Genomic DNA, 26162 nt, shown 5'->3' with positions numbered 1-26162 from the left:
ACCGGGCACCAGCCACTCAGCGCGCCGCGCTGGCCACCGAGGCCGGCGCCTCCCAGCCGCCGCCCAGCGCGCGGATCAGCGCCACCGTCGACTGGAACTGCGCGCCCTGCACCTGCACCGCCTGGCGCAGGCTGCGCAGCTCGCTGCGGCGGGCGTCCAGCAGGTCCAGCTGGCTGATCTGGCCGTTGCGGTAGCGGATGTCCGACAGTGCCGTGGCGCGCCGGGCCGAGGCCACGGCCTGGCCCAGCACGTCGGCCTGGGCCTGCAGCAGCCCCAGGCCACTGAGCTGGTCCTCCACCTCGCGCAGCGCGGTCAGCACCTGCTGGCGGTAGCCGGCCAGCGCGATCTGGGCCTCGCCCCCGGCGCGCTCTTCCTGGGCCTGGCGCTGGCCGCCGTCGAAGATCGGCATGGACAGCAGCGTGCCGATGGACCAGGCCCGGGCCGACCAGCGGAACACATCGCCCAGGTCGGTGGAGGCGTAGCCGCCGCTGGCCGTCAGGCTCAGGTCCGGCAGCCAGGCCGACTGCGCCACGCCCAGCCGGGCCTGGGCGGCCATCAGGCTGCGCTGGGCCGCGGCCACGTCGGGCCGCCGCGCCAGCACCGCACTGGGCAGGCCGGCCGGCACGGCGGGCGGGCGGGCGGTCCAGTCCTGCGCCGGGTCGGCCAGGGCAAAGCCGCTGGCCGATTCGCCCAGCAGCACGGCCAGCGCGTTCTCCTGCGCGGCGCGCTGGCGGTCCAGGGCCAGGGCGTCGGCCTCGGTGCTGGCCACCTCGGTGCGCAGGCGCTGCACGTCCAGCTCGCCCAGGTCGCCCACGGCCAGCCGGCGCTCGGACAGGCGCAGGGTGTCGCGGTAGGCGTCCAGGGTTTCACGCACCAGCCGGCGTTCGGCATCGCTCTCGCGCAGCGCGAAATAGGCCTGTGCCACCTGGGCCTGCACCATCAGCCGGGTGCTCTGCAGCAGGGCCTCGCTGGCCTGCGCGTCCAGCGCCGCGGCCTGGCTGCCCAGGCCCAGTCGGCCGAACAGGTCGGTCTCCCAGGCCAGGTTCAGGCTGGGCTTGGCCTGGTTGATGACGGGCGCCGGGGTCACACCCGCGTTCTGGTTGGTGCCACGGGCCACGCCCAGGCTGGCGCCCAGCTGCGGCAGGCGCTGGGCATCGGCCTGGCGCAGGCCGGCGCGGGCCTGCTGCAACCGGGCCGCGGCCACCTGCAGGTCGGTGTTGCGGGCCTGGGCCCGCTGCATCAGATCGTCCAGCACCGGGTCATGGAAAACCGCCCACCAGGCACCGCGCTCGGCGCCGTCGGCCGGCGGCACCACCGCCCAGTGGCCTTCGGGGACGGGGACCGGTGTGCTCTTGAAGGCGGCCGGCGTGGCCGGCAGGGCGGACAGGTCCGGCGCCGGGGCGCTGGCGCAACCCGCCAGCACCAGGGCGGCCAGCAGGGGCGCCAGTGACAGGCGCAAGGGTTGGGCAAGGGAAGACGTCATCGCGTGCTCCAGGGTTCGTTCAGTCATGCAGACCCCGCGGGGCGGCCGGGTGCGGCGGCAGGGCCGCGCCCCCCGGGGTCAGGTCGGGCTCCAGCAGCGGCTCCACGTCGTGCGGCACCTCGCCGTGCTGCTTGAGCGGGCGGTTGCCGGCCAGGCGGCGCAGCAGCACGTAGAACACCGGGGTCAGGAAGATGCCGAAGGCGGTCACGCCGATCATCCCGGCGAACACGGCCACCCCCATGGCGTGGCGCATCTCGGCGCCGGCGCCGCTGGCCAGCACCAGGGGCAGCACGCCCATGATGAAGGCCATGGAGGTCATCAGGATGGGGCGCAGCCGCAGGCGGCTGGCCTCGATGGCGGCCTGCACCGGCGAGCGGCCGGCGAACTCCAGCTCGCGGGCGAACTCGACGATCAGGATCGCGTTTTTGGCACTCAGCCCCACCAGCACCATCAGGCCGATCTGGGTGAAGACGTTGTTGTCACCCCGGGTGATCCACACGCCGGTCATCGCGGCCAGCAGGCTCATCGGCACGATCAGCAGGATGGCCAGCGGCAGGGTCAGGCTCTCGTACTGGGCGGCCAGCACCAGGAAGACCAGCAGGATGGCCAGCGGGAAGATCAGCGTGGCAGAGTTGCCGGCCAGGATCTCCTGGTAGGTCAGGTCGGTCCACTCGTAGGCGATGCCCGGGGGCAGCGTTTCGGCGGCGATTCGCTTGATGGCGTCCTGTGCCTGGCCGGACGAGTAGCCCGGCGCCGGGCCGCCGTTGATGTCGGCGGTCAGGAAGCCGTTGTAGCGCATGGCCCGCTCCGGCCCGAAGGTGGGCTCCACCTTCAGCAGGGCCGACAGCGGCACCATCTCGCCGGTGCTGGAACGCACCTTCAGCGCGCCCACGTCCTCCGGGCGGGCGCGGTAGGCCGCGTCCGCCTGCACCCGCACCGAGTAGGTCCGGCCGAAGCGGTTGAAGTCGTTGGCGTACAGGCTGCCCAGGTAGATCTGCAGGGTGTCGAAGATGTCGGTCACCGACACGCCCAGCTGGCGCGCCTTGGTGCGGTCGATGTCGGCGTAGAGCTGCGGCACATTGACCTGCCAGCTCGAGAACAGGCCGGCCAGCTCGGGCGTCTGGTAGGCCTTGGCCATGAAGGCCTTCTGCGCGGCGTCCAGCGCGTCATAGCCCAGCGAGGCGCGGTCTTCCAGCTGCAGCTTGAAGCCGCCGGTGGTGCCCAGGCCCTGCACCGGCGGGGGCGGGAACATGGCGATGAAGGCGTCCTGGATGCCGCCGAACTTCTGGTTGAGCTGCTGGGCGATGGCGCCGGCGCTCAGCGACGGGTCCTTGCGCTGGTCGAAGTCCTTCAGCGCCACGAAGACGATGCCGGAGTTGGCGCTGTTGGTGAAGCCGTTGATCGACAGGCCGGGGAAGGTGATGGCGTGCTCCACGCCGGGCTGCTGCATCACGATCTGGTCCATGCGCCGGGTCACCGCCTCGGTGCGGTCCAGCGTGGCGCCGTCGGGCAGCTGGGCGAAGCCGATCAGGTACTGCTTGTCCTGCGCCGGCACGAAGCCCTTGGGCACGATCTGGAACAGGCCCACGGTCAGCAGCGCCAGCACGGCGTAGATCGTCAGCATCACGGCCTTGCGCGAGATGGCCCCGCGCACGCCGCCGCTGTAGCGCTCGGCACCGCGGTGGAACAGGCGGTTGAAGCCGCGGAAGAAGCCACCCAGCACGCGGTCCATGCCGCGGGTCAGCCAGTCCTGCGGCTCGCCATGGCCCTTGAGCAGCAGCGCGGCCAGGGCTGGCGAGAGGGTCAGCGAGTTGATGGCCGAGATCACCGTGGAGATGGCGATGGTCAGCGCGAACTGGCGGTAGAACTGCCCCGTCAGGCCGGTGATGAAGGCCAGCGGCACGAACACCGCCACCAGCACCAGGGCGATGGCGATGATGGGGCCCGAAACCTCGCGCATGGCCCGGTACGAAGCCTGGCGCGGCGTCAGCCCGCCCTCGATGTTGCGCTCCACGTTCTCGACCACCACGATGGCGTCGTCCACCACGATGCCGATGGCCAGCACCAGGCCGAACAGCGACAGCGCGTTGATCGAGAAGCCGAACAGCGCCATCACGCCGAAGGTGCCCACCACCGCGACCGGCACGGCCAGCAGCGGGATGATGGAGGCGCGCCAGGTCTGCAGGAACAGGATGACCACCAGCACCACCAGGGCGATGGCCTCCAGCAGGGTGTGCACCACCGATTCGATGGAGGCGCGCACGAACTGCGTGGGGTCGTAGACGATCTCGTACTTCACGCCGTCGGGCATGCTCTTCTGGATGTCGGCCATGGTGGCGCGCACCCCGTCGGAGATGGCGATGGCGTTGGAGCCGGGAGCCGCGAAGATGGGCACGGCCACGGCGTCCTTGCCGTCCAGCATGGAGCGCAGCGCGTAGTCGGCCGCGCCCAGCTCGATGCGGGCGATGTCGCGCAGGCGGGTCACCGCGCCGTCGCTGCCGGTGCGCACGACGATGTCGCCGAACTCGTCCTCGGTCTGCAGCCGGCCCTGGGCGTTGAGCGGCAGCTGCACGTCGATGCCCTGCAGGCCCGGCGAGGCGCCGACGATGCCGGCGGCGGCCTGCACGTTCTGCTCGCGGATGGCGGCCACCACGTCGCTGGCCGACAGGCCGTGGGCGGCCACCTTCTGCGGGTCCAGCCAGATGCGCATGGCGTAGTCACCCGAGCCGAAGAGCTGCACGTCGCCCACGCCGGGCACGCGCGCCAGCCGGTCCTTGACATTGAGCACCGCGTAGTTGCGCAGGTAGGTCATGTCGTAGCGGCCGGTGGGCGACAGCAGGTGCACCACCATGGTCAGGTCCACCGAGGACTTGACGGTGGTGATGCCCAGGCGGCGCACCTCCTCGGGCAGACGGGGCTCGGCCCGGGCCACGCGGTTCTGCACCAGCTGCTGGGCCTTGTCGGGGTCGGTGCCCAGCTTGAAGGTGACGGTCAGGGTCATCAGGCCGTCGGTGGTGGCCTGGCTGCTCATGTAGAGCATGCCCTCGACGCCGTTGATCTGCTCCTCGATGGGCGTGGCCACCGTCTCGGCGATCACCTTGGGGTTGGCGCCGGGGTAGTTGGCCCGCACGACGATGGAGGGCGGCACCACCTCGGGGTATTCCGAGATGGGCAGCCCGCGCACCGCGATCAGGCCGCCGAGGAAGATCAGCAGCGAGAGCACGCCGGCGAAGATCGGCCGGTCGATGAAGAACTTGGACAGGTTCATGGGGTGTCCTGGAAGGGGTTCAGGGGCGGGGTGGCAGCGCGGGAGCCCGGGGCTCAGGAGCGCTCACCCGCCTTCTTCTGGTTCTGGGCCTGCAGCTCGCCCTTGGCGTCCATGGGCACCAGCTGCGGCGCCACCTCGATACCGGGGCGCACCCGCTGCAGGCCGTTGACGACGATCTGCTCGCCGGCCTTCAGGCCCGAGGCCACCACGCGCAGGCCGTTGACCGGCGCGCCCAGCGTCACCTCGCGGTAGATGGTCTTGTGGTCGGCGCCCACCACCCAGACGTAGCGCTTGTTCTGGTCGGTGCCCACCGCACGTTCGTTGATCAGCAGCGCCGCCACATTCTTGGCCTGGCCCAGTTGCAGCTGGGCGAACTGGCCCGGCATCAGCGCACCGTCGGCGTTGTCGAACACCGCGCGCAGACGCACCGTGCCGCTCTGGGTGTTGACCTGGTTGTCCACCAACTGCAGGAAGCCGGTGTGCGGCGTGGCGTCGCCGTCGTTGGTGCTCATCTGCACCGGAATCTGGTCGATGCGGGCGCGCTGCCCCGCCCCGCCCGGCAGGCCGGCCAGGGCCTTGGCCACCGTCGCCTCGTCGGCGTCGAAGCTGGCGTAGATGGGGCTGACCGAGACCAGGGTGGTCAGCACCGGGGCGCCCGGGCCGGCGGCCACCAGGTTGCCCACGGTGACCTCGCGCCGGCCCACGCGGCCGGACACCGGCGCGCGCACCACCGTGTAGCTGAGGTTGAGCTTGGCGGTCTGCAGTGCGGCCTGGGCGGCACTGAGGTTGGCCTCGGCTTCGCGGGCGGCGTTGTCGCGCTCGTCCAGGTCGCGCTGGGCGATGGCGTGGTCCTGCCACAGGCGCTGGGCGCGCTCGCGCTCGCCGCGGGTGTAGCTCACCCGGGCCTGGGCGGCCAGCACCTGGGCATGGGCGCGGTCCACCTCGGCCTGGTAGGGCGCGGGGTCGATGGTGAACAGCGGGTCGCCGGCCTTGACCAGCGCACCCTCGCGGAAGTGGCTGGCGACAACCGTGCCCGAGACGCGGGCGCGCAGCTCCACATGGTCCACGGCCTCCAGGCGGCCGGAGAAGGCGGTCCAGGGCGCCACGTCCTGCTGGACGACGGCGGCCACCGAAACCGGCATGGCGGGCGGGGCGGCCGGCGTGCCTTCGGCCCCGGCCTGGTGGGACACCAGCAGGGCGGCGGCCCCCAGCGCCAGCGCGGCGGTGATGGAGGTCAGCACGAAGGGATGGGGACGGCGGGAATAGGTGGTGAAGAAGGACATGGTGGGCTCCTCGAAACGACGAACAGATGCGAACAACAGATGCGGGAATGCGAAAACAGCAGGGCAAAGCGGGCCCCGGCCTCCCCGTGGGGTGGCCTCGGCCGGGCCCGGTGGGCCCGTCAGAAAGGGGTCACCTCAGGCGGCGCTCGGGCCAGCCTCCGGTTCAGGACGTCCGGCGCAGCGCACAGGCCGCCGGACGGGGGTACAGCGGACCAGGCCGTCGGCCAGGAAGGCCTGCAGCAGCGGCCGCAGCTCGGCCACCCAGGGCGCCTGCAGGCTGCTCAGCCGGCTCAGCGCCCAGGGCCAGCCGGTGGGTCCGGCCAGGCGACGGGTCTGCACCGCCACGCCCGCGGCCTGCAGGGCCTGGGCATAGGCCAGACCCTCGTCACGCAGCGGATCGTCCGCGCCCACCGCCACCAGCGCCGGGGCCACGTGGGCCAGGCGCGCGGCGTGCAGCGGTGCGGCATAGGGGTGGTCGCCCTGGCGTCCCAGGTAGGCCACCCAGCCGCGGGCGATGGCGCAGTCGGCGCAGCCCTGCCCCGCCTCGCGCAGCGAAGCGGTGGCCATGCTCGGGTCCAGCAGGGGCGAGAGCAGCACTTGCCCGGCCAGCGGCAGACCCTGGTCGCGCGCCCACAGGGCCAGACCGGCCGCCAGGTTGGCGCCGGCCTCCTCGCCCGCCACCCACAGGGCCGTGCCGGCCCCGGCCAGCCGGGTGCGCGCCCGACGCAGCCAGCGCAGCAGGGCCCCGGCGGCTTGCAGCGCCGCCGGGAAGGGCCGGGCCGGCGCCTTGGGGTAGTCCAGCGACACCACCACCGCGCCGCTCTGGGCCAGCAGGCGGGCGGTGGGCAGGCCACTGTCCAGGTCGCCGCCGGTGAAGCTGCCGCCGGGCAGGTGCAGGACCAGGGGGCGCCGGGCCTTCGCCGTGCAGGCCCTCTCCACAGCCCCATGGATGCGCACCGCCAGCGGCGCGTCCAGGCCGGCATCGACCTGGGTGTCGCGCCAGGCGGCGGTGAGCGGGGTGAGGGCGTTCATGGGGTGGAGGGCGGAGGAGGTTCAGCGTTGGGGTGAACGATAGGTGTTGCAGCCGACGAAATAAACCACCGCGGGCCAGACACAGTTTTTCCGGTGGTGAAACAATGCAGCGCATCCCACCCACCCCGCCGCAGGAGTCCCCACGATGGACAAACTCAGCGCCATGCAGGCCTTCACCCGCGTCGTCGAGGCCGGCACCTTCACCAAGGCCGCCGACTCGCTGGGCCTGCCCAAGGCCGCCGTCACCCGGCTGATCCAGTCGCTGGAAGACCAGCTGCAAACGCGCCTGCTCAACCGCACCACGCGGCGCGTCACGGTCACGCCCGATGGCGCGGCCTACTACGAGCGGGTCAGCCGCCTGCTGGGCGACCTGGACGAGCTGGAGGGCTCGCTCAGCCACGCGCGGGTCACGCCCAAGGGGCGCATCCGGGTGGATGTGTCGTCCTCGGTGGCGCGGCTGCTGCTGATCCCGGCGCTGCCGCAGTTCCACGCCCAGTACCCCGAGATCCAGATCGACCTGGGCGTGAGCGACCGGCCGGTGGACCTGGTGAGCGACAACGTGGACTGCGTGCTGCGCGGCGGCGAGATCACCGACCCCTCGCTGGTGGCGCGCCGGGTGGGCTTCTGGCGCTTCGTCTGCGCGGCCTCGCCCGACTACATCCGCCGCCACGGCCTGCCGCGCCACCCGCGCGAGCTGGAGACCGGCGAGCACAAGGTGGTGAGCTACTTCTCGGCCCGCACCGGCCGGCATTTCGTCTTCGACTTCACCCGCGACGGCGAACGCATCGAGGTGCAGGGGCGCTACAAGCTGTCGGTCAACGACGGCAACGCCTACCTGACGGCCGCGCTGCACGGCCTGGGCATCGTGCAGATCCCCTACTTCACGCTGCGCCCGCACATGGACGCGGGCGAACTGGTGCCCCTGCTGTGCGACTGGGACGCCGACCCGGTGCCGATCTACGTGGTCTACCCGCCCAACCGGCACCTGAGCACCAAGCTGCGCGTCTTCGTGGACTGGGTGGCCGACCTGTTCGCCCGCCACACCGACGCCGAGGAACAGCTGCTGGCCGCCTGCAGCCTGGACGAGGACGGCAACCCGCCGGCCAGCTGCGTGATGCTGGAGGCCTGGTACGAGCAGCTGGAGGCCGAGCACGCGGCCCACCGTGCGGCCGAAGCCGCCACCGCCCAGGCCCTGGCGCCGCTGCGGGTGGCGGCCCCGGCGCGCTGAGGCGCCCGCGTGGCTCATCAGACTTGACGGACGCTCCGTGGTGATGCGTGCGGCCTCGCAACGGCCGCGTGCTAAAACCCCCGGCTGTTCGCCATCCATGGCGCTGGCGGCATCGCAGGAAAAGTCTGGAATGAACCATCCTTACGAACAGTTGGACGAATGTGCCTTCTGGGCCCCGGCGGTGGCCAAGAAGCACATGCTGGACATCTCGGAACTCTGGGCTCCGAGATTCAGGATCGACAGCCGGATGAAGGTGGTGACCTTCGGATCGTGCTTCGCCCAGCACATCGGTCGTGCCCTGCGCGAGCGCGGCTTTGACTGGTTCATCCCAGAAGTCACCCCGACGGCCCTCAACCCCGACAGCGCCGCCAGGTTCAATTACGGTGTGTTCTCGGCGCGGACCGCGAACATCTACACCGCCTCGCTGCTGAAGCAATGGATGCAGTGGTCGCTCGGGCTTCAAGCGGTGCCCGATGAAGTGTGGGAAAAGGATGGCCGCTATTACGACCCCTTCCGACCCAACATCGAGCCCCAGGGTTTCGAGAGCGCGGCGGAAATGCAGGCCTCCCGCGACATGACGCTGCAGGCCTTCAAGCGCTGCATCCTCGAGTCCGATGTCTTCGTCTTCACGATGGGACTGACCGAAAGCTGGTTCAACAAGGAACACGGATACGAGTACCCGATGTGCCCCGGCACGGTGGCCGGCGAATTCGACCCCGCCCGGCACAGCTTTCGGAACCAGAAGTTCTGGGACATCCTCGGCAGCATGAAGGAGGTGATCGCTGGCATGCGTGCGCTCAACCCCAAGCTCAAGTTCCTGTTGACCGTGTCGCCGGTCCCCTTGACCGCCACCATGTCGGGCCAGCATGTGCTGGTGGCCACCATGGAATCCAAGTCCATCCTGCGGACCGTTGCGGCCGCCTTGCGCGATGGCCACGGCGGTTTCGTGGACTACTTCCCTTCTTACGAGGTGATCAACGCGCCGCCCTTCCGAGGCGCCTTCTTCGAGCCCAACCTGCGGAGCGTGAATCACACGGGGGTGGCCCATGTCATGGACCTGTTCTTCCACGCCCTGGTGCAGAAGTTCGGGAGATCCGTCCTGCCGCCCGCGCAGACCCCGACCTCGCGGGCCGGGAATACCTCGGACGCCGAGCGTGCCGAGGTGGTGTGCGAGGAAGAGCTTCTCCAGGCCTTTTCCCCTCGAGGTGCCAGCCAGGGGGCCACATGAAGATCTGCATCCTGGGCAACAGCCATCTGGCCAGTCTGAAGCAGGGTTGGGATCAGATGCAGCCCGTCCCGGACGTGTCCGTCCAGTTCTTCGGATCCCGACAACGGGGCTTGCAGGCCCTGGATCGGGTGGGGACGGAACTCCGGCCGCGCCATGCCGCTCTGGCCCGCGACCTGACCTTCACCAGCGGCGGCCTGGACCGCATCGACCTGCAGAACTACGACGTCTTCGTGCTGTACGGGCTGATGCTGGGGCTGCCAGGCCTGCAACAGGGATGGAGCGCTGCGGTGAAGCAGCAGGCCTGCCAGGACACGCTGGGGCGCAGCCTGGCTGGCGAGCTGCTGCGCAAGATCCGAGCCGCATCGGATCGCCCCATCTACCTGGGACACAACCCAAGGCCGGCCAGGCGGAACCAGCAAGCCCTGCCGGCTGGCAGCCTGAACTATCCCCAGGTGTTCGAACTCATGCGGCGAGAAGTCCATGCCCTGGGCGCCACCCTGCTGCCTCAGCCCGAGCAGACGCTGGAGGACAACCGCTGGTTCACGCGCTCCAGCTACTCTACCGGCTCCGTCCGGCTGGATGTGGGGGACCGTATTTCTGCCGAACGGCATCCCGATGACGACCTCGAACACATGAATGCCGACTTTGGACGCCTGTATATGACGCGGTTCCTGTCGGACCTGCGGCAGCCCGGCCAGGGCTGAGGCTCCGCTCAGTAATCCCCGCGCCGGCCAGCCTTCACGTCGGCGCGGCGCTTCTTGCCTTCCAGGCGACGCTGCTGCGAGCCCCAGGTGGGCCGGGTGGCGCGGCGGGCCTTGGGCTCGTGCGCGGCCGCGTCCACCAGGGCCTGCAGGCGCGCCAGCGCGTCGGCCTGGTTGCGCGGCAGGCTGCGGTGCTCCTGGGCCTTGATGGTGACCACGCCGTCCTGGCCGATGCGCTGGTCGGGCCAGGTCATGAGCCGGGCCTTCAGGGCCTCGGGCAGGCTGCTGGCGCCGATGTCGAAGCGCAGCTGGGCCGCGTTGGACACCTTGTTCACGTTCTGCCCACCCGCCCCCTGGGCCCGGATGGCGGTGAACACCACCTCCGCGGGGTCGATGCGGGGTGCGCGCATGGCCGTGGCTCAGCCTTCCAGGGGCTGGTCCGGCGGGGGCGGCGGGGCCTGGCGCACCTCGGCCTGGCGCTGCTCCATCTCCGAACGCAGCTGGCGCCGCACCTTGGCGTTGGCCCAGCGGCGGCGCTCGTCCTGGTTGGACGGCTTCAGCGGCGGCACCGCCACAGGCTTGCCCTCCTCGTCCACCGCCACCATGGTGAAGAAGCAGCTGTTGGCGTGGCGCACGACCTGGGTGCGGATGTTCTCGGCCACCACCTTGATGCCGATCTCCATTGAGGAGGTGCCGGTGTGGTTCACCGAGGCCAGGAAGTGCACCAGCTCGCCCACGTGGATGGGCTGGCGGAACATCACCTGGTCCACGCTGAGCGTGACCACGTAGCGGCCGGCATAGCGGCTGGCACAGGCGTAGGCCACCTGGTCGAGGAACTTGAGGATGGTGCCGCCGTGCACATTGCCGCTGAAGTTGGCCATGTCCGGGGTCATCAGCACCGTCATCGAGAGCTGGTGCGAGGGGAGGTGTTCCATGAAGGCTTGGGGCGGCCGCGCGGGCCGCGTCAGAGGAAAAGGGATCAGCCCAGCGGCAGCGGCCGGGCCGGCGGCAGCCACACCGGCTGCCCCTGGGCGTTCAGTTGCAAGACGCGCACCCGCTCGCGGCCGCGGTCGATGATGAGATCCACCGCATCGCGCTCATGGCTGGCCGTCAGGCGGGCCCACACGGCCGAATCGGACGGGCCGGGCAAGGCGGGCGGCTGGCCCAGGGGCCGCCAGTGGCCGGCCTTGCCAGCCGCGGCCACGCGCCCGGCCGGGTAATGCCACCAGCGGTGCTGGTCCACGTTGTGCCGGTCGCGCCAGCCCACGGTCATCGTCAGCCCGGCGGTGGACCATTCGCCCACGAACACCGCGGGGGCGCCATCGTCCACCTCGTCCAGCGGCAACACGCGCAAGGGGCGCATCTGGCCTTCGGGCAGGTCCACCTGCCAGGTCTGCAGGCGGATGTCGGTGGTGGTGTGCTGCCCCCCCGAGAAGCCGCTCAGATCGGGCAGCCAGGGTTGGCGCACCGAGGCCTGGGCCACCACCACCCACAGCACATGCGGGTGGGGCGTGCCGATCTCGGCGCTGATGATCCAGCTGGGGCGGTCCACCTCGCGGCTACAGCCGACCAGGCCCAGCGTCCCCGCCAGCGGGGCCGAGACGATCAGCGCCCGGCGTCGCATGGCCTCAGCCCAGCGAGCCGTCCACGTGCACCGGCACGCGCGGCGCCACAGCGCACATCAGCTCGTAGCCCAGGGTGCCGGCCGAACGGGCCACCTCGTCGATGGACAACAGGCTGTCGTGCGGGCCACGGCCCCACAGCGTCACCTCGCTGCCGATGCCGGCGTTGGGCACCGGCGTCAGGTCCACGCTGAGCATGTCCATCGACACCCGGCCGACCGTGCGGGTGCGCACGCCGTCCACCAGGATGGGCGTGCCGGTGGGCGCCACGCGCGGGTAGCCGTCGGCATAGCCGCAGGCCACGATGCCGATGCGCATCGGGTGTTCGGCCACGAAGTGGCTGCCGTAGCCCACGCTGTCGCCGGGCTGCAGGCTCTGGGTGGCGATGAGCTGGCTGCGCAAGGTCATGCCCGGCTGCAGGCCCCACTGGGCCGCCGAATGCTCGGGGAAGTCGGGCGAGCTGCCGTACAGCAGGATGCCGGCGCGGATCCAGTCGGCCCGCACGCCGGCCTCGGCCAGGTGGCGCAGCGTGGCCGCGCTGTTGGCCAGGCAGCGCTCGCCCGGCAGGTCCTGGGTGGCGGCGTTGAAGGCCACCATCTGGTGGGCGATGCCGTTCTGGCCGAAACGGTCGGCATCGGCGTCGGAAAAGTGGGTGATCAGCGTGATCTCGTCGACCTGCGGCAGCGCATTCAGGCGCGCCCAGGCCCCGCGCACCGCCGGGCCGACGAAGCCCAGCCGGTTCATGCCGGAGTTCACCTTCAGGAAGACATGGTGCGGCTGGTGCGTCTTGTGGGAGGCCAGCCAGTCGATCTGCTGGTCGCAGTGCACCACGTGCGAGATGTTCAGGCGCGAGCACAGCTCCAGGTCGCGGGCCTCGAAGCAGCCTTCGAGCAGCAGGATCGGGCCGCGCCAGCCCAGGGCGCGCACCCGCTCGGCCTCGGCCAGATCCAGCAGGGCGAAGCCGTCGGCCCCGCGCAGCGCGTCGAACACGCGTTCGATGCCATGCCCGTAGGCATTGGCCTTGACCACGGCCCAGACGCGGGCGTCCGGGGCCTGGGCACGCGCCCGGTTCAGGTTGTGGTGAATGGCTTGGACATGAACCAGGGCTTCGATCGGACGGGGCATGATGACGAGTTTTCCTCTCGTGAGGGATTGTGCCAGCCGGGGCTGACGGCCGGTCGCACACCCCGCATGCTATAAACCCGCTCGCTTTGCCAAGGAGACCTTGCGGGCCACGGACGGGCAATGACCTTAGCGTCACCCGCCCCATCGCATCGCCTCGCACCAGCATGAAAAAAGGCTTTTTCACCATCATGTCAGCGCAGTTTTTCAGCTCGCTGGCAGACAACGCATTGCTGGTCGGCGCGATCGAACTGCTGAAGACATCCGGGGCCCCCGCCTGGCAGATCCCGGCGCTCACGCCGATGTTCGCGCTGTTCTACGTGATCCTCGCCCCGCTGGTCGGCGCCTTCGCCGACGCGGTGCCCAAGGGCAAGGTCATGCTCTATTCCAACGGCATCAAGGCCATCGGCTGCCTGATGATGCTGTTCGGCAGCCACCCGCTGCTGGCCTATGCCGTCGTCGGCCTGGGCGCGGCCTCCTACTCGCCAGCCAAGTACGGCATCCTCACCGAGCTGCTGCCGCCCTCCCAGCTGGTCAAGGCCAATGGCTGGATCGAGGGCCTGACCATCGCCTCCATCATCCTGGGCGTGCTGCTGGGCGGCCAGCTGGTGGGCCCGCGCCTGGCGCCCATCCTGCTGGGCTTCGACCTGCCGTTGATCGACACCGGCGTGGACACCCCGGCCGAGGCGGCCATCGCCACCATCATCTCGCTGTACCTGATCGCGGCGATGTTCAACCTGCGCATCCCGCGCACCGAGGCGCCGCTGCAGCCGCTGTCCATCAATGCACTGGAGCTGATCCGCGACTTCGGCCACTGCAACACCCGGCTGTGGAAGGACAGGCTCGGCCAGATCTCGCTGGCCACCACCACGCTGTTCTGGGGCGTCTCGGGCAATCTGCGCGTCATCGTCTTCGCCTGGGCCGCCGCCGCGCTGGGCTACAGCACCACCCAGGCCTCCAGCCTGGTAGGCGTGGTGGCGGTGGGCACGGCCGCCGGCGCGGTGGTCGCCTCGGTCTTCATGCGGCTGGACCGCGCCACCAAGGTGCTGCCGCTGGGCATCGCCATGGGCCTGCTGGTCGTCGGGCTCAACCTGGTGCACCACGCCTGGCTGGCCGTGCCCTTCCTGATCGTGCTGGGCGCGCTGGGCGGCTACCTGGTGGTGCCCATGAACGCGCTGCTGCAGCACCGCGGCCACAACCTGATGGGCGCCGGCCGTTCCATCGCCGTGCAGAACTTCAACGAGCAGACCTGCATCCTGGCCCTGGGCGCCGTCTACACCGGCATGACCCGGGTGGGCCTGACCGCCTTCACCGCCATCGCCGTCTTCGGCCTGGGCGTGGCCGGCCTGATGTGGCTGATCCGTCGCTGGCACCAGCGCAACTGCGTCGTCCACCGCGCCGAGGTGGACCGCCTGCTGGCGATCGCCCGCAGCGACTGCCACTGAACGGGGCCGGGGCATGACCGACACCCGTTCCCACGCGGGGCGCGGCCCCGCGCTCGCGCTGCTGGCCAATGCCGCCGTCTGGGGCCTCACCTGGTGGCCGCTGCGCCAACTGCAGGCCCTGGGCCTGCACCCGTTGTGGGCCACCGCCCTCATCTTCGCCATCGCCGCCGCGCTGATCAGCCTGCGCTGGCGCGGCGCCTGGCCGGCCCTGCTGCGCCGCCCCCTGCTGTGGTGCATCGTGGTGGCCGCCGGCATCAACAACGCCTGCTTCAACTGGGGCATCACCGAGGGCGATGTGGTCCGGGTGGTGCTGCTGTTCTACCTGATGCCGCTGTGGACCGTGGTGCTGGCGCGCTGGGTGCTGCACGAGCGCATCAGCCCCGCGGGCCTGCTGCGGGTGGCGCTGTCGGTGGGCGGCGCGGCCCTGGTGCTGTGGCCGCGCGAAGGCCACGGCCTGCTGCAGGGCGCCCGCGCGGTGGACCTGCTGGGCGCGCTGGCCGGCTTCTTCTTCGCGGTCAACAACATCCTGCTGCGCAAGGCCAACGACCGCGACAGCGGCGCCCCCGGCCTGGCCATGTTCCTGGGCGGCCTGGTGGTGGCCCTGCCACTGGCGGCGCTGCTGCCCGGCGTGCCCACGCCACCGGCCCTGGCCCCGGGCTGGCTGGGGGCCTGCGCCGCGCTGGCGGTGGTCTACGTGGGCAGCAACCTGGCCCTGCAGTACGCCGCCACCCGGCTGCCGGCCAACGCCACCTCGGTGCTGATGATCACCGAGGTGCTGTGGGCCGCCGGCAGCGCCCTGCTGCTGGGCGCCGGCAGCCTCAGCCTGCCCCTGGCCCTGGGCGGCGCGCTCATCCTGGGCTCGGCCCTGCTGGCGGCGCTGCGGCCCTGAGCGGCGGCGCCCCGGCACGTCACACCCTCACGGCGGCAGCCACAGCCCGCCATAGGCGCGGCGCAAACGGCCCTGGGTGACCAGGGCCGCGAGCAGGCTGTTGACCGTCTGGCGGGACAGGCCGGCCAGGGCGGCCAGCTCGGCCTGGGTGGTGCGCAGGCGCTGCCAGCCCTGGGCGTCGCGCTCGCGGCCGGGCTGTTCGCGCCGCATCTGGTCCAGCGCCAGCGTCAGGCGCTCCATGGCGCCGTGGTGGCGGGCCGCGGCCAGCTGGCGCATCGTCGCGTCATGGCGGCGGGCGAACTCGGCCATCAGGGCGCGGGCAAAGCCCGGCACGCCGTCCATCAGCAGCTCGTAGGCCGCCGGGCCCAGCACCAGCAGGCGGCTGGGCCGGGTGGTGATGGCCTCGTAGGTGGCGGGCAGGCCGCTGGCGAAGGAGGCCAGGCCGAAGAGTTGCATCGGCTGGGTGTGCTCCACCACCGACACCGCCCCGTCCACCGTGCCCAGGCGGATGGCCACCTCGCCGGCCATCACGCCGTACAGGGCCGGCGTGGCCGCGCCCTGGGCGAACACCACCGCCTGCGCCGGCAGGCGCCGCAGCTGCACCCGCGGCAGCAGGGCCTGCAGCGTGGCGGCGGGCCAGGGCAGCTGGGGGAACTGGTGGCCCAGCAGCAGCGACAGATCGTTCAGGGCATCGGCAGCCATGGCCGGAATTGTCGGGCACCCGACATTTTTCGGGACGGAGGCGCCGTACGCTTTGCGGCATGGACACGCCCACCCTTTGCAGCCCCCTGGCCGATCACCCGCACGCCGCCCGCTACGAACGCGACGGCCTGCGCGAATTCGTCGAGGAACCGCTGTACCAGCGCCTGTGCCGGCTGACCGCGCGCCACCCGGCCGCCCTGGCCCTGCACGAGGCCCTGCCGCCCGGCCCGCTGCGCCCCACGCTGTGGCTGGCCGCCCTGCATGAACGGGTGCTGGCCGGCGGCCCGGCCCGGCCGGACGCGCTGGCCCACTGGTTCGCCAGCGTGGGCACGACCCGCGCGGTGGACGACCCGGCCCTGCCCGCGGCCTTCGATGCCTTCGTCACCCGCCATGCCGAGGTGCTGCGCCTGCACCTGGCCCGGCGCGGCACACAGACCAATGAGGTGGGCCGCGGCGCGGTGCTGCGCCCGGCCCTGGCCGAGATCGCCCGCCTGGGCGGGTGCCCTCGCCTGGCGCTGTTCGACTTCGGCGCCAGCGCCGGCCTGAACCTGAACCTGGCCCACTACCGCGCCGTCTACCAGTTCGACGACGGAAGCGCCGACCTGGCGGTGGGCCCGGCGGAAGAAGCCACGCCCACCCTGCCCTGCCGCGTGCACGGCCCGCTGCCCGCCCCCCTGCTGGCCCCCGAGGCCTGGACCCTGGCCGCCACGCTGGGCTGCGACCTGCAGCCGGTGGACCTGCGCGACCCGCTGGCCCGGCGCTGGCTGCTGGCCTGTCTGTGGCCGCGTGACGCCGAGCGGGCCGAACGCTTGCGCCGTGCGATGGCGCTGGCCGAGGCCCGCCCGCCCACCGTGCGGGCCCACACCGACGGCCTGAGCCTGCTGGCCGATTGGCTGGACCAGCTGCCGCCGGACGTGACCCCGGTGCTGTGGCACAGCTGGGTGCTGGCCTATTTCAGCCCCGGGCCGCTGGCCGACTTCCGCCGCCGGGCCGAGGCCCTGGTGCGCGAACGCGGGCTGTGGTGGCTGTCGGCCGAGGACGGGCCGCGCACCCAGGCACTGAGCGGCCTGACGCCGCCCGCCGACCCGGTGCCCGGCGAAGAACGCGCCGACCCGGCCCAGCACACCTTCTGGGTGCTCAGCGGGCCGGACGCGCACAGCGCGGATGGCATCGGGCGCCGGCTGCTGGCCCGCACGCACCCGCACGGGCGCTGGCTGGCCTGGATGGGGGACTGAGCGGCAGGCTCAAGGCCGCAGAGCCGGCCGCTGGCGCCTCAAGGCCGCCAGGTCACCCGCGGCGCCGGGTCGGGCGCAGGCGCAGCCTGCTGCACAAAGGCCACCAGCGCGTCGGCGTCGTTGGGGCCGGTGTGGCGGTCGCGGCCCTGGCGCAGCAGGGTGAAGCCGTCGCCCCCGTCGGCCAGGAAGCTGTTGACCGCCACGCGGTAGTCGCGTCCGGGCTGCACCGGCTGGCCGCCCACCGTCAGGTCGCTCACATGCTGGCCCGCCGGGGCGCCGGCCGTCCAGGTGTAGCGCAGGCTGGCCGAGGGCTGCAGCAGCTTGGCCGTACCGTCAGGGCGGGCCTGCTGCTCCAGCAGGGCGCGCAGCTGGGCGCCGGTCAGCGTCAGCACCACCACGTCGTTGCCGAAGGGCTGCACGGTGAACAGCGCGCCATAGCCCACCGCGCAGGGCGGCTGCTGGCCGTCGCAGAGCAGGTCGCCGCGCAGGCCGCCGGGGTTGGTCAGCGCCAGCTCGGCGCCGCCCTGGGCCGGCGCGCGGGTGGCCGCCCACTGGGCGTCGGCCACCAGGTGGCCCACGGTGCTCTCGCCATGCGGGCCGCCGCGGGTGAAGGCACCCAGCAGCCGGCCCACCGGCCGCTCGGCAATCGGCCGCACCGCCGCCACGTCCTGCGCCACCAGGGCCGCCAGGGCCGGGTCCTCGCCCGCCTGGGCCAGGGCCTCGCCCCAGGGCGCGGGCGTGGCCTGCACGATGCGCGTGCGCAGCGCCGCCGGGGTCAGGCTGTTGAGCACCGGCAGGTTGATGCTGCGGGTGCGGGCCGGCAGCGGCGCGCCGGTCTTCGCGTCCAGCACCAGGTCCACCACCGACACGCCCCGGCCATAGGAGGTGGCCTGGATGATCACCCGGCCGTCGCGCTCGCAGCGGTAGCCCTGGTGGGTGTGGGCCGAGAACACCACCTGGATCTGCGGCAGCAGGCGCTGGGCGATGTCGAAGATCGGCCCATGCGCGCCGGGGCAGCTGGCGTCGTTCCAGTCGGCCCGCTGGCCGGAGCTGCCCAGCTCGCCGCCCTCGTGCACCACCGCCACCAGCGTGTGCACTCCCTGGGCCTGCAGGGCGCGGGCCGCCGTGTTGATGGCCTCGGCCTCGTCGGTGAAGCGCAGGCCCCGAATGCCCGAGGGCACGACGATGCCCGGCGTGCTGCGCGTGACCGCGCCGATCACCCCCACCGGCACCCCGTGGATCTGGAAGACCGCCGAGGGTGCCAGCACCGGCCGCCCGCCCGCGTCCACCACATTGGCCCCCAGCAGCGGAAAGCGCATGCCGGTGAAGGGCTGGCCGTCGGCGCAAGAGCGCACCGCCTCGTCGGCCGCATCGGCCCGGCAGCCGCCGTGCATCAGGCGCTGCAGCTCGGTCAGGCCGGCGTCGAACTCGTGGTTGCCCACCGCACCCACATCCACCCCCAGGCGGTTGGCCACGGCCACCGTGCTTTCGTGGCGGAACAGGGTGGACACAAGCGGCGCCGCGCCCACCAGGTCGCCGCTGGAAATCAGCAGGCTGTCGGGCGCGCCAGCGCGCAGGCGCTGCACCAGCCCGCCCAGGGCCGCCGCGCCGCCCACCGGCACGCTGACCGGGCGGCCGGCCTGGGCCGGGTCCGGCCAGGACAGGCTCTGGCCGGCGGCCTCCAGGTGGCCGTGGAAATCGTTGAAGGCGATCAGGCGCAGGGGCAGGGCCGGCCCCGCGGGCGAAGAAGTCGAGGCGGCGGTGGTGGGAGTGGCGGGTTCTGGTGCGGTCGCGCAGGCGGACAGGGCCCCCAGCAGCAAGACAGCGCCGGCCCAGGCCCGCATCCCGCGCAAGGGGGGTGGGATCGACATGGCCCGGCCATCATGCCAGGGCGCCCATGCCGCCGAGCCTTTGGTGGACAATCCTCGGTCCTTCCGATCCTTTCTCCAGCAGAGCAGAGCGTCCATGTTCCAGCACATCGAGCCCTACGGCGGCGACCCCATCCTCACGCTCAACGAGAACTTCCAGAAGGACCCGCGTCCGAACAAGATCAACCTGTCCATCGGCATCTACTTCGACGATGCCGGGCAGATCCCGGTGATGGCCGCGGTGCGCGAGGCCGAAGCCCGCATCGCCACCCAGACCGGCCCCAAGCCCTACCTGCCGATGGAAGGCCTGCCCGCCTTCCGCACCGAGGTGCAGAAGCTGCTCTTCGGCGCCGGCCACCCGGTGCTGACCGACGGCCGCATCGCCACCATCCAGGCCGTGGGCTCCAGCGGCGGCCTGAAGGTGGGTGCCGACTTTCTGCACCGCTGGTTCCCGCAGAGCCAGATCTGGGTCAGCGACCCGACCTGGGACAACCACCGCGCCGTCTTCGAGGGCGCGGGCGTCACCGTCAACACCTACCCCTACTACGACGCCGCCACCGGCGGCCTGCGCTTTGACGACATGCTGCACGCCCTGCGCCAGCTGCCGGCCCAGAGCGTGGTGCTGCTGCACGCCTGCTGCCACAACCCCACCGGCGTGGACCTCGGCCCCGCCCAGTGGGACGCGCTGATCCCGGTGCTGCGCGAGCGCCAGCTGCTGGCCTTCCTGGACCTGGCCTACCAGGGCTTTGGCGACAGCGTGGACGCCGACGCCTATGCCGTGCGCGCCCTGGCCGCGGCCGGCCTGTCCTTCTTCGTGGCCAACAGCTTCTCCAAGAGCCTGAGCGTCTACGGCGAGCGCTGCGGCGCGCTCAGCGTGGTCTGCCCCGATGCCAAGCAGGCCGACGTGGTGCTGGGCCAGCTCAAGGCCACCGTGCGCCGCAACTACTCCAGCCCGCCGCTGCACGCCGGCCAGCTGGTGGCCACCGTGCTGGGCACGCCCGAGCTGCACGCCCTGTGGGTCAAGGAGCTCGACGCCATGCGCGAGCGCATCCAGGCCATGCGCGCCAAGCTGCACGCCATCATCAGCGCCAAGGTGCCGGGCCGCAATTTCGACTACTTCATCACCCAGCGCGGCATGTTCAGCTACACCGGCCTCTCGCCCGCCCAGGTGGACCGCCTGCGCGAGGAGTTCGGCGTGTACCTGGTGCGCTCGGGCCGCATGTGCGTGGCCGGGCTGAACAGCGCCAACGTGGAGCGCACCGCCGAGGCCATGGCCGCCGTGCTGGCCGGCTGACGAACTGACGTCCCCTCCCCCCGGGACAGTCCCGGGGGGCCGTGTCAGTCACGCGCAGTAACAGCTCTGCCAGAATGGTCTCCGGGGGGACCATGCATTTCTCGCGGCGGATCGAACACCTGGACCGTCAGGACGACTTCCGGGACCCGGCGGAGCAACAGCTCTTCCGCCAGGTGACCGTGCGGGACACCCGCTCCCTGGCCACCGCCATCCAGGGCTTCGGCTGGACGGTGTGGCTGGCTTCGGTGTTGCTGAGGCACCCGCCCGCGCTGGACCTGGTTGCCGCGGGAATCGCCGGCCTGGGCATGCTGGCCGCGATGGCGCTGACCTGGTCTGCGCGCGGACCGGTGGCCAACGGCATCGCACGCTGTCTCTACATCGTGTTCCTGACCCTGGGTCTCAAGGCCGACATCCTGGTCACCAGCGTGCCCGTGTTCTGGGTCTTGCCGCTGGGGGCGGCGGTCACGGTGGGCATGTCGCCCATCTTCACCGGGTGGATCTCCTACGGCGTCAGCGCGGTCGCGGTCTGGAGCATCCTGCTGCTGGGCCAGCTCGAGGCCCTGCTGCAGACCGACGACGCCGACTGGGTGCTGCTCTTCCTGCTCTCGGTGATGGCGCTGGGCGTCACGCTCAACCTGCTGTTCCGCCATGAGCGCCAGCGCATCTTCCTGAGCCAGCGCGAGCTGGCGCGCCTGGCCTTCCGCGACGGGCTGACGGGCGTCCACAACCGCCGCAGCTTCATGCTGGCGGTGGACGAGCACCTGCGCCAGACCATCGGCCTGGACCGTGATCCGGGCCACCTGGTGCTGATCGACGTGGACGACTTCAAGCAGATCAACGACCGCCACGGCCACGACATCGGCGACCAGGTGCTGGCCGCCGTGGCCCAGGCCATCGAACGCTGTGCCGCGCCCCAGGTGTGCGGCCGGCTGGGCGGCGAGGAGTTCGGCGTGCTGCACGCCGCCGGGGTCGACCCCGAAACCTTCGGCCGCCGCCTGTGCGAAGCGGTGGCCCAGTTGAACGCGGCCGGCCTGCCCACCACCGTCAGCGTGGGCATCGCCCCCTTCCGGGCGGAGGACCCGGTCAGCGTCACCTTCCGCGCGGCCGACGAGGCGCTCTACTGCGCCAAGCGCCAGGGCAAGAACCGCTGCGTGCTGACCTCGTCGACTGCCGCGCCGGGGTAAGACACCCAAGCACCCACGCCTCCCCGGGAGGCGCAGGAGCGCCTTGACCCACGCGAAGCTCGTCGCTATATTTGGCTCCAAATTCGGAGCCAAATATGGAATCCATTCTTGCCGACGTTGCCGTGAGCATGTCCGAGTTCAAGAAGAACCCGGCTGCCGTGCTCAGAGAAGCCAATCACCGTCCCGTGGCCGTTCTCAATCACAACCGTGCCGCTTTCTACATGGTCGAACCGCGTCTGTTCGAAGCGATGATGGAAGAGCTTGCCGACCAGGAGCTCTACCGCAAGGCAGCCAGTCGCCTGGTCGACAAGTCTCGCGCCATCGAGGTGGACATTGACGACCTCTGAGGGCGTCAAGACGACGAAGCGCAAGTACAAATACAAGCTTCGCTTCATGCCTGAGGCGCTGGAGGAGTGGCACAAGCTCGACGGTTCGGTGAAGGCCCCGCTCAAGAAGCTCCTCGAAAAGCGCTTGGACAACCCCCATGTCCCGGGTGGTGAATTGCACGGGCCCCTGACGGGTTGCTACAAGATCAAACTCCGCCAGCAAGGTGCACGGCTGGTCTATGCCGTCGAGGATGACCACCTCATCGTCACGGTGGTGGCTGTCGACAGGCGCGAGGATGGCATCGTCTACCAATCGTCCATCGCACGCCTCTCCGCGGCAGCGGCTGCGCTCTCGCAGGCTTTGCGCGACAAACTCAAGAAGTAGGCCCCGTCCTTCTCGGTCGGCCCGCCGATCTTGTTAAGGCGTGCTTCATCCCCCCTGGCGACCATGCGGACCATTGTTCATCCCGAGGTCCGACATGGTTTCCCTGATCCGACGACATGGTGCGGCCGCCGTGATGGCCGCGCTGCTGGGCGGCCTGAGCGCCGCTGCGCTGGCCGCCTCCCCGGCTGAGCTGCTGGCCGGCTACAGCGCCGAGGCCGGCGTGCGCGGCGAGCCCGCCCGCGGCCAGGCCTTCTTCACCCAGCGCCATGGCCAGGAATGGTCCTGCGCCAGCTGCCACACCACCCAGCCCACCCAGGCCGGCAAGCACGCGGTCACCGGCAAGACCATCGCCCCCATGGCGCCGGCGGTGAACGCCCAGCGCTTCACCGACCTGGCCAAGACGGAGAAATGGTTCCGCCGCAACTGCAAGGACGTGGTGGGCCGCGAGTGCCAGGCCAACGAGAAGGCCGACGTGCTGGCCTGGCTCATGACGCTGAAGTGAGGCCGCGATGAAGACCCCCATCCTGTCCCTGATGGCCGCCATGACCCTGCTGGCCAGCCCGCTGCACGCCGAGGAAGAGGAGCGCGGCGAACGCAGCCGCGGCGCCCGCGTGCCCACCCTGCCCCAGTACCAGGCCGAATGCAGCGCCTGCCACGTGGCCTTTCCGGCCGGTGGCCTGCCCGCGGCCTCCTGGGCGCGGCTGATGCAGAACCTGCCCCAGCACTTCGGCACCGACGCCTCGCTGGACCCGGCCACCACCCGGCAGATCAGCCAGTGGCTGCAGGCCAACGCCGCCAGCGGTCGCCGCGCCCAGGACACCCCACCCGAAGACCGCATCACCCGCACCCAGTGGTTCGTGCGCGAGCACCACCACGAGATCAGCTCGACCACTTGGCAGCGCGCGGCCATCGGCAAGCCCTCCAACTGCGCGGCCTGCCACACCGGCGCGCCGCAGGGCCGCTTCAGCGAACACGACGTGCGCATCCCGCGCTGAGGACCGAGCATGACCACGATGAATCCCGGCGCCACCGGCGCCGACCACGCCGGCGACGGCGCCCCCCACTCCGACACCGCCCTGGCCCCCGTGAAGGTGTGGGACTGGCCGGTGCGCGTGTTCCACTGGCTGGCTGTGGCCTGCTTCGCCGGGGCCTGGCTCACCGCAGAAAGCGAGCGCCTGCACCTGGTGCACATCACCCTGGGCTACACCCTGGGCGGCCTGGTGGCCTTCCGCGTGCTGTGGGGTCTGCTGGACACCGGCCACGCCCGCTTCGCCAACTTCGTGCGCAGCCCGGCCGCGGCCTGGCGCTATGTCACCTCGCTGCTGGGCGAGCGGCCGCTGCACTACACCGGCCACAACCCGGCCGGCGCGCTGGCCATCGTCGCGCTGCTGGGGCTCATCGCCCTGACGGTGGGCCTGGGCTGGGCCACCGAAACCGAGCGCCTGCCCGGCTGGCTGGACGAGGGCCACGAACTGGCCGCCAACGCCCTGATGGCCCTGGTGGTGGTGCACCTGGTGGGCGTGGCCGTGGGCAGCCTGCGCCACCGCGAGAACCTGCCCCGCGCCATGCTCACCGGCCTCAAGCGCGGCCTGCCGGGCGAAGGCATCCGCCGCCAGCACGGCTGGCTGGGCGCCCTGGTCTTGATCTGCGCCCTGGGCTTCTGGGCCTGGCAATGGCACAGTGCGCCGGTGGCCACCGGCCAGGACGCCGCCCTGATGGGCGGTGACCACGACCAAGATGATGACGACTGAGCGACGACGACTGAGCTGCCCCCATGCGCATCCTGCTGGCTGAAGACGACCCCCTGCTGGGCGACGGGCTGCGCGCCGGTCTGCGCCAGCAGGGCTTTCTGGTGGACTGGGTGCGCGACGGCCAGGCCGCCGAGCGCGAGCTGCGCAGCGGCGTGTACAGCGCCGCCGTGCTGGACCTGGGCCTGCCCCTGTGCGATGGCATGGACGTGCTGGCCCAGGTGCGCCGGGCCGGCACCGCCACGCCGGTGCTGGTGCTGACCGCCCGCGATGCCGTGACCGACCGCATCCGCGGCCTGGACGCCTGGGCCGACGACTACGTGGTCAAGCCGGTGGACCTGCAGGAGTTGGGCGCCCGCCTGCGCGCGCTGGTGCGCCGCGCCCACGGCCAGCCGCAGGAAAAGCTCGTCGCCGGCGACGTGGCCCTGGACCCGGCCGGCCGCAGCGTCACCCTGGCGGGCGAGCCCGTCACCCTGTCGGCCCGCGAGTTCGACCTGCTGCAGGCCCTGATGCTCAACGCCGGGCGGGTGCTCAGCCGCGAGCAGCTGGAGCAGCACCTCTACAGCTGGGGCCAGGAGGTGGAGAGCAACGCGGTGGAAGTCTATGTGCACCACCTGCGGCGCAAGCTGCGGCCCGAGCTCATCGTCACCGTGCGGGGCGTGGGCTACATGCTGCCGCGCGACGCATGAGCGCGCGCCGTCCGGTCTCGCTGCAGCGCCGGCTGATCCTCAGCGTCACCAGCGCGGTGGCCCTGCTGTGGCTGCTGACCGCCTGGGTGACCTACCGCGAAACCCACCATGAGCTCGAAGAGCTGCTGGACGCCCACCTGGCCCAGGTGGCCGGGCTGCTGGTGAGCCAGGCCGGCCACGGCGAGGTGGACGTACACGACCTGGACGCGGCCGAGGCCGACGCCCGCGACGACGACAACGACAGCGACGACGAACGTCTGGACACCCCCTCGCTGCACCGCCACGCCCAGCGCGTGGCCTTCCAGGTCTGGCAGAACGGGCAGCTGCGCATGCGCTCGCCCACCGCCCCGCTGACCCCGCTGACCCACCTGAGCCACGGCTTCGAGACCCGCTCGCTGGACGGCGAGCCCTGGCGCCTGTTCGCCACCCAGGGTCGCGGCCGCGGCGTGCAGGTCTATGTGGCCGAGCGCGTGAGCGCGCGCGCGGACATCCTGCAGGGCATGCTGGTCGGCCTGATGAGCCCGCTGGCCCTGGCCCTGCCCCTCATCGCCCTGGCCGTGTGGTGGGCGGTGTACCGCGGCCTGCGCCCGCTGGGCCAACTGGGCCGCACACTGGCCCGCCGCCAGCCGGGCGATCTGTCGCCGGTGGCACTGCCCGGCGCCACGCCGCCGGCCGAGCTGCTGCCGGTGCTGCAGAACCTCAACGACCTGCTGGCCCGCATCGGCGCCCTGCTGGACAGCGAGCGCCGCTTCACCGCCGACGCTGCGCACGAGTTGCGCACGCCCATCGCCGCCATCCGGGCCCAGGCCCAGGTGGCGCTGGCCGCCAGCGAAGACGCCGAACGCCGCCACGCCCTGCAAGCCACCCTGCACGGCTGCGACCGCGCCAGCCACCTGGTGCAGCAGCTGCTTACCCTGTCACGGCTGGAAGCCGCCGACACCGCCGCCCCCACCCCCGGCACCCCGCCGGTGGACCTGGCCGCCCTGGCCCGCGCCGTGGTGGGCGAGCTGGCCCCCGAGGCCGTGGCCCGACGGCAGACCCTGTCGCTGGACGCCCCGGCCCAGCTGCTGCTGGCCCTGCCCCAGCCCGGCCACGACACCCTGCTGCGGGTGCTGCTGCGCAACCTGGTGGACAACGCCCTGCGCTACAGCCCCGAAGGCGCCCAGGTGCAGGTACGCCTGAGCCAGGACGCCCAAGGCACCCTGCTGGCCGTGGACGACAGCGGCCCCGGCCTGGAAGACGCCGAACTCGCCCGCCTGGGCGAGCGCTTCTTCCGCAAGCTGGGCACCGGCCGCAGCGGCAGCGGCCTGGGCTGGTCCATCGTGCGACGCATTGCCGCCGCCCAGGGCGCCCAGGTGCAGGTGAACCGCTCGGCCGAACTGGGCGGGCTGGGGGTGCGGGTGCGCTGGCCAGCCTGACCATGGCCCGGC

At 71.7% G+C, this 26162-nt stretch carries 25 protein-coding genes; 15 read left to right on the top strand and 10 right to left on the bottom strand.

Annotated elements, in window-relative coordinates; translation table 11 throughout:
* Positions 1-16 precede the first annotated feature (16 nt).
* From LRM40_RS01490 to LRM40_RS01475, 4 genes are all read right to left on the bottom strand, one after another.
* The gene (locus LRM40_RS01490; protein WP_151124544.1) at positions 17-1483 is read right to left on the bottom strand and encodes an efflux transporter outer membrane subunit; all 1467 of its coding nucleotides are present in this window, start codon (positions 1481-1483) and stop codon (positions 17-19) included.
* Positions 1484-1502: 19 nt separating this feature from the next.
* Positions 1503-4751, bottom strand: coding sequence for an efflux RND transporter permease subunit (locus tag LRM40_RS01485; RefSeq protein WP_151124543.1), 3249 nt, complete (start codon positions 4749-4751; stop codon positions 1503-1505).
* A 53-nt stretch (positions 4752-4804) separates the two neighbouring features.
* Complete coding sequence (locus LRM40_RS01480; RefSeq protein ID WP_151124542.1) at positions 4805-6034, bottom strand: efflux RND transporter periplasmic adaptor subunit; 1230 nt, start codon at positions 6032-6034, stop codon at positions 4805-4807.
* Between the two features lie 135 nt (positions 6035-6169).
* Positions 6170-7066 (bottom strand): alpha/beta hydrolase fold domain-containing protein, encoded by an 897-nt coding sequence (locus tag LRM40_RS01475; RefSeq protein WP_151124541.1) that lies wholly within the window; start codon positions 7064-7066, stop codon positions 6170-6172.
* A gap of 145 nt (positions 7067-7211) precedes the next feature.
* Here LRM40_RS01475 and LRM40_RS01470 point away from each other — a divergent pair, with 145 nt between their 5' ends.
* The 3 genes from LRM40_RS01470 to LRM40_RS01460 all read left to right on the top strand — a co-directional run bounded on the left by LRM40_RS01470 (position 7212) and on the right by LRM40_RS01460 (position 10226).
* Complete coding sequence (locus tag LRM40_RS01470) at positions 7212-8294, top strand: LysR family transcriptional regulator (RefSeq protein ID WP_151124540.1); 1083 nt, start codon at positions 7212-7214, stop codon at positions 8292-8294.
* 97 nt (positions 8295-8391) lie between these two features.
* Positions 8392-9522 carry a GSCFA domain-containing protein gene (locus LRM40_RS01465; RefSeq protein ID WP_231067667.1) on the top strand — a complete coding sequence of 377 codons (1131 nt, stop codon included), beginning with the start codon at positions 8392-8394 and terminating at the stop codon, positions 9520-9522.
* On the top strand, positions 9519-10226 hold the full coding sequence (locus LRM40_RS01460; protein WP_151124538.1) for a hypothetical protein: 708 nt from the start codon (positions 9519-9521) through the stop codon (positions 10224-10226). The genes LRM40_RS01465 and LRM40_RS01460 overlap by 4 nt, the downstream gene beginning before the upstream one ends.
* A gap of 8 nt (positions 10227-10234) precedes the next feature.
* Here LRM40_RS01460 and arfB read toward each other — a convergent pair whose 3' ends face one another.
* The 4 genes from arfB to alr are packed head-to-tail and all read right to left on the bottom strand — an operon-like array spanning position 10235 to position 12970.
* On the bottom strand, positions 10235-10633 hold the full coding sequence (gene arfB / locus LRM40_RS01455) for an alternative ribosome rescue aminoacyl-tRNA hydrolase ArfB (RefSeq protein WP_151124537.1): 399 nt from the start codon (positions 10631-10633) through the stop codon (positions 10235-10237).
* A gap of 9 nt (positions 10634-10642) precedes the next feature.
* A complete protein-coding gene (locus tag LRM40_RS01450; protein WP_151124536.1) occupies positions 10643-11158 on the bottom strand; it encodes an acyl-CoA thioesterase in 516 nt (171 codons plus the stop codon).
* 44 nt (positions 11159-11202) lie between these two features.
* Complete coding sequence (locus LRM40_RS01445) at positions 11203-11847, bottom strand: hypothetical protein (RefSeq protein WP_151124535.1); 645 nt, start codon at positions 11845-11847, stop codon at positions 11203-11205.
* Positions 11848-11851: 4 nt separating this feature from the next.
* Positions 11852-12970 carry an alanine racemase gene (alr, locus tag LRM40_RS01440; RefSeq protein WP_151124534.1) on the bottom strand — a complete coding sequence of 373 codons (1119 nt, stop codon included), beginning with the start codon at positions 12968-12970 and terminating at the stop codon, positions 11852-11854.
* Positions 12971-13134: 164 nt separating this feature from the next.
* On the opposite strand from alr, the gene lplT reads away from it, so the two are divergent.
* Positions 13135-14412 carry a lysophospholipid transporter LplT gene (gene lplT / locus LRM40_RS01435; protein WP_151124533.1) on the top strand — a complete coding sequence of 426 codons (1278 nt, stop codon included), beginning with the start codon at positions 13135-13137 and terminating at the stop codon, positions 14410-14412.
* Between the two features lie 13 nt (positions 14413-14425).
* Complete coding sequence (locus LRM40_RS01430) at positions 14426-15301, top strand: DMT family transporter (protein WP_151124532.1); 876 nt, start codon at positions 14426-14428, stop codon at positions 15299-15301.
* A 27-nt stretch (positions 15302-15328) separates the two neighbouring features.
* Here LRM40_RS01430 and LRM40_RS01425 read toward each other — a convergent pair whose 3' ends face one another.
* Positions 15329-16003, bottom strand: a complete 675-nt coding sequence (locus LRM40_RS01425) for a Crp/Fnr family transcriptional regulator (protein WP_151124531.1) — start codon at positions 16001-16003, stop codon at positions 15329-15331.
* 59 nt (positions 16004-16062) lie between these two features.
* Between LRM40_RS01425 and LRM40_RS01420 the strand changes: the two genes are divergently transcribed.
* The gene (locus LRM40_RS01420) at positions 16063-17238 is read left to right on the top strand and encodes a DUF2332 domain-containing protein (RefSeq protein WP_151124530.1); all 1176 of its coding nucleotides are present in this window, start codon (positions 16063-16065) and stop codon (positions 17236-17238) included.
* 38 nt (positions 17239-17276) lie between these two features.
* Here LRM40_RS01420 and LRM40_RS01415 read toward each other — a convergent pair whose 3' ends face one another.
* On the bottom strand, positions 17277-19109 hold the full coding sequence (locus tag LRM40_RS01415; RefSeq protein WP_151124529.1) for a bifunctional metallophosphatase/5'-nucleotidase: 1833 nt from the start codon (positions 19107-19109) through the stop codon (positions 17277-17279).
* A gap of 94 nt (positions 19110-19203) precedes the next feature.
* Here LRM40_RS01415 and LRM40_RS01410 point away from each other — a divergent pair, with 94 nt between their 5' ends.
* From LRM40_RS01410 to LRM40_RS01370, 9 genes are all read left to right on the top strand, one after another.
* Positions 19204-20400 (top strand): amino acid aminotransferase, encoded by a 1197-nt coding sequence (locus LRM40_RS01410; protein WP_151124528.1) that lies wholly within the window; start codon positions 19204-19206, stop codon positions 20398-20400.
* 92 nt (positions 20401-20492) lie between these two features.
* The gene (locus tag LRM40_RS01405; RefSeq protein ID WP_170288890.1) at positions 20493-21584 is read left to right on the top strand and encodes a GGDEF domain-containing protein; all 1092 of its coding nucleotides are present in this window, start codon (positions 20493-20495) and stop codon (positions 21582-21584) included.
* Between the two features lie 95 nt (positions 21585-21679).
* Positions 21680-21931, top strand: a complete 252-nt coding sequence (locus LRM40_RS01400) for a type II toxin-antitoxin system Phd/YefM family antitoxin (protein WP_151124526.1) — start codon at positions 21680-21682, stop codon at positions 21929-21931.
* The gene (locus LRM40_RS01395) at positions 21918-22295 is read left to right on the top strand and encodes a type II toxin-antitoxin system RelE family toxin (protein ID WP_231067666.1); all 378 of its coding nucleotides are present in this window, start codon (positions 21918-21920) and stop codon (positions 22293-22295) included. The genes LRM40_RS01400 and LRM40_RS01395 overlap by 14 nt, the downstream gene beginning before the upstream one ends.
* Before the next feature lie 133 nt (positions 22296-22428).
* The gene (locus tag LRM40_RS01390) at positions 22429-22797 is read left to right on the top strand and encodes a DUF1924 domain-containing protein (RefSeq protein WP_231067863.1); all 369 of its coding nucleotides are present in this window, start codon (positions 22429-22431) and stop codon (positions 22795-22797) included.
* A 7-nt stretch (positions 22798-22804) separates the two neighbouring features.
* Positions 22805-23290 (top strand): diheme cytochrome c, encoded by a 486-nt coding sequence (locus LRM40_RS01385; RefSeq protein ID WP_231067665.1) that lies wholly within the window; start codon positions 22805-22807, stop codon positions 23288-23290.
* 9 nt (positions 23291-23299) lie between these two features.
* Positions 23300-24046 (top strand): cytochrome b/b6 domain-containing protein, encoded by a 747-nt coding sequence (locus tag LRM40_RS01380; protein WP_231067664.1) that lies wholly within the window; start codon positions 23300-23302, stop codon positions 24044-24046.
* A gap of 23 nt (positions 24047-24069) precedes the next feature.
* The gene (locus LRM40_RS01375) at positions 24070-24732 is read left to right on the top strand and encodes a winged helix-turn-helix domain-containing protein (RefSeq protein ID WP_151124524.1); all 663 of its coding nucleotides are present in this window, start codon (positions 24070-24072) and stop codon (positions 24730-24732) included.
* Positions 24729-26150, top strand: a complete 1422-nt coding sequence (locus LRM40_RS01370) for an ATP-binding protein (RefSeq protein WP_151124523.1) — start codon at positions 24729-24731, stop codon at positions 26148-26150. The genes LRM40_RS01375 and LRM40_RS01370 overlap by 4 nt, the downstream gene beginning before the upstream one ends.
* Positions 26151-26162: the final 12 nt, after the last annotated feature.

The organism is Ideonella dechloratans, assembly GCF_021049305.1.
Lineage (GTDB): Bacteria > Pseudomonadota > Gammaproteobacteria > Burkholderiales > Burkholderiaceae_C > Ideonella > Ideonella dechloratans.
The sequence above is the reverse complement of the archived record's forward strand: the minus strand, read 5'-3'. Positions and strand labels throughout refer to the sequence as shown.

What these genes read in the sequence shown, in the direction of transcription:
- LRM40_RS01400 (WP_151124526.1), top strand. Translation starts at nt 21,680, where the DNA reads ATGGAATCCATTCTTGCCGACGTTGCCGTGAGCATGTCCGAGTTCAAG.
- LRM40_RS01445 (WP_151124535.1), bottom strand. Translation starts at nt 11,847, where the DNA reads ATGCGACGCCGGGCGCTGATCGTCTCGGCCCCGCTGGCGGGGACGCTG.
- LRM40_RS01460 (WP_151124538.1), top strand. Translation starts at nt 9,519, where the DNA reads ATGAAGATCTGCATCCTGGGCAACAGCCATCTGGCCAGTCTGAAGCAG.
- LRM40_RS01430 (WP_151124532.1), top strand. Translation starts at nt 14,426, where the DNA reads ATGACCGACACCCGTTCCCACGCGGGGCGCGGCCCCGCGCTCGCGCTG.
- LRM40_RS01465 (WP_231067667.1), top strand. Translation starts at nt 8,392, where the DNA reads ATGGCGCTGGCGGCATCGCAGGAAAAGTCTGGAATGAACCATCCTTAC.
- LRM40_RS01425 (WP_151124531.1), bottom strand. Translation starts at nt 16,003, where the DNA reads ATGGCTGCCGATGCCCTGAACGATCTGTCGCTGCTGCTGGGCCACCAG.
- LRM40_RS01380 (WP_231067664.1), top strand. Translation starts at nt 23,300, where the DNA reads ATGACCACGATGAATCCCGGCGCCACCGGCGCCGACCACGCCGGCGAC.
- LRM40_RS01470 (WP_151124540.1), top strand. Translation starts at nt 7,212, where the DNA reads ATGGACAAACTCAGCGCCATGCAGGCCTTCACCCGCGTCGTCGAGGCC.
- LRM40_RS01370 (WP_151124523.1), top strand. Translation starts at nt 24,729, where the DNA reads ATGAGCGCGCGCCGTCCGGTCTCGCTGCAGCGCCGGCTGATCCTCAGC.
- arfB (WP_151124537.1), bottom strand. Translation starts at nt 10,633, where the DNA reads ATGCGCGCACCCCGCATCGACCCCGCGGAGGTGGTGTTCACCGCCATC.
- LRM40_RS01385 (WP_231067665.1), top strand. Translation starts at nt 22,805, where the DNA reads ATGAAGACCCCCATCCTGTCCCTGATGGCCGCCATGACCCTGCTGGCC.
- LRM40_RS01475 (WP_151124541.1), bottom strand. Translation starts at nt 7,066, where the DNA reads ATGAACGCCCTCACCCCGCTCACCGCCGCCTGGCGCGACACCCAGGTC.
- LRM40_RS01420 (WP_151124530.1), top strand. Translation starts at nt 16,063, where the DNA reads ATGGACACGCCCACCCTTTGCAGCCCCCTGGCCGATCACCCGCACGCC.
- LRM40_RS01485 (WP_151124543.1), bottom strand. Translation starts at nt 4,751, where the DNA reads ATGAACCTGTCCAAGTTCTTCATCGACCGGCCGATCTTCGCCGGCGTG.
- LRM40_RS01390 (WP_231067863.1), top strand. Translation starts at nt 22,429, where the DNA reads ATGGCCGCGCTGCTGGGCGGCCTGAGCGCCGCTGCGCTGGCCGCCTCC.
- LRM40_RS01490 (WP_151124544.1), bottom strand. Translation starts at nt 1,483, where the DNA reads ATGACGTCTTCCCTTGCCCAACCCTTGCGCCTGTCACTGGCGCCCCTG.
- LRM40_RS01410 (WP_151124528.1), top strand. Translation starts at nt 19,204, where the DNA reads ATGTTCCAGCACATCGAGCCCTACGGCGGCGACCCCATCCTCACGCTC.
- LRM40_RS01375 (WP_151124524.1), top strand. Translation starts at nt 24,070, where the DNA reads ATGCGCATCCTGCTGGCTGAAGACGACCCCCTGCTGGGCGACGGGCTG.
- LRM40_RS01405 (WP_170288890.1), top strand. Translation starts at nt 20,493, where the DNA reads ATGCATTTCTCGCGGCGGATCGAACACCTGGACCGTCAGGACGACTTC.
- lplT (WP_151124533.1), top strand. Translation starts at nt 13,135, where the DNA reads ATGAAAAAAGGCTTTTTCACCATCATGTCAGCGCAGTTTTTCAGCTCG.
- alr (WP_151124534.1), bottom strand. Translation starts at nt 12,970, where the DNA reads ATGCCCCGTCCGATCGAAGCCCTGGTTCATGTCCAAGCCATTCACCAC.
- LRM40_RS01480 (WP_151124542.1), bottom strand. Translation starts at nt 6,034, where the DNA reads ATGTCCTTCTTCACCACCTATTCCCGCCGTCCCCATCCCTTCGTGCTG.
- LRM40_RS01450 (WP_151124536.1), bottom strand. Translation starts at nt 11,158, where the DNA reads ATGGAACACCTCCCCTCGCACCAGCTCTCGATGACGGTGCTGATGACC.
- LRM40_RS01415 (WP_151124529.1), bottom strand. Translation starts at nt 19,109, where the DNA reads ATGTCGATCCCACCCCCCTTGCGCGGGATGCGGGCCTGGGCCGGCGCT.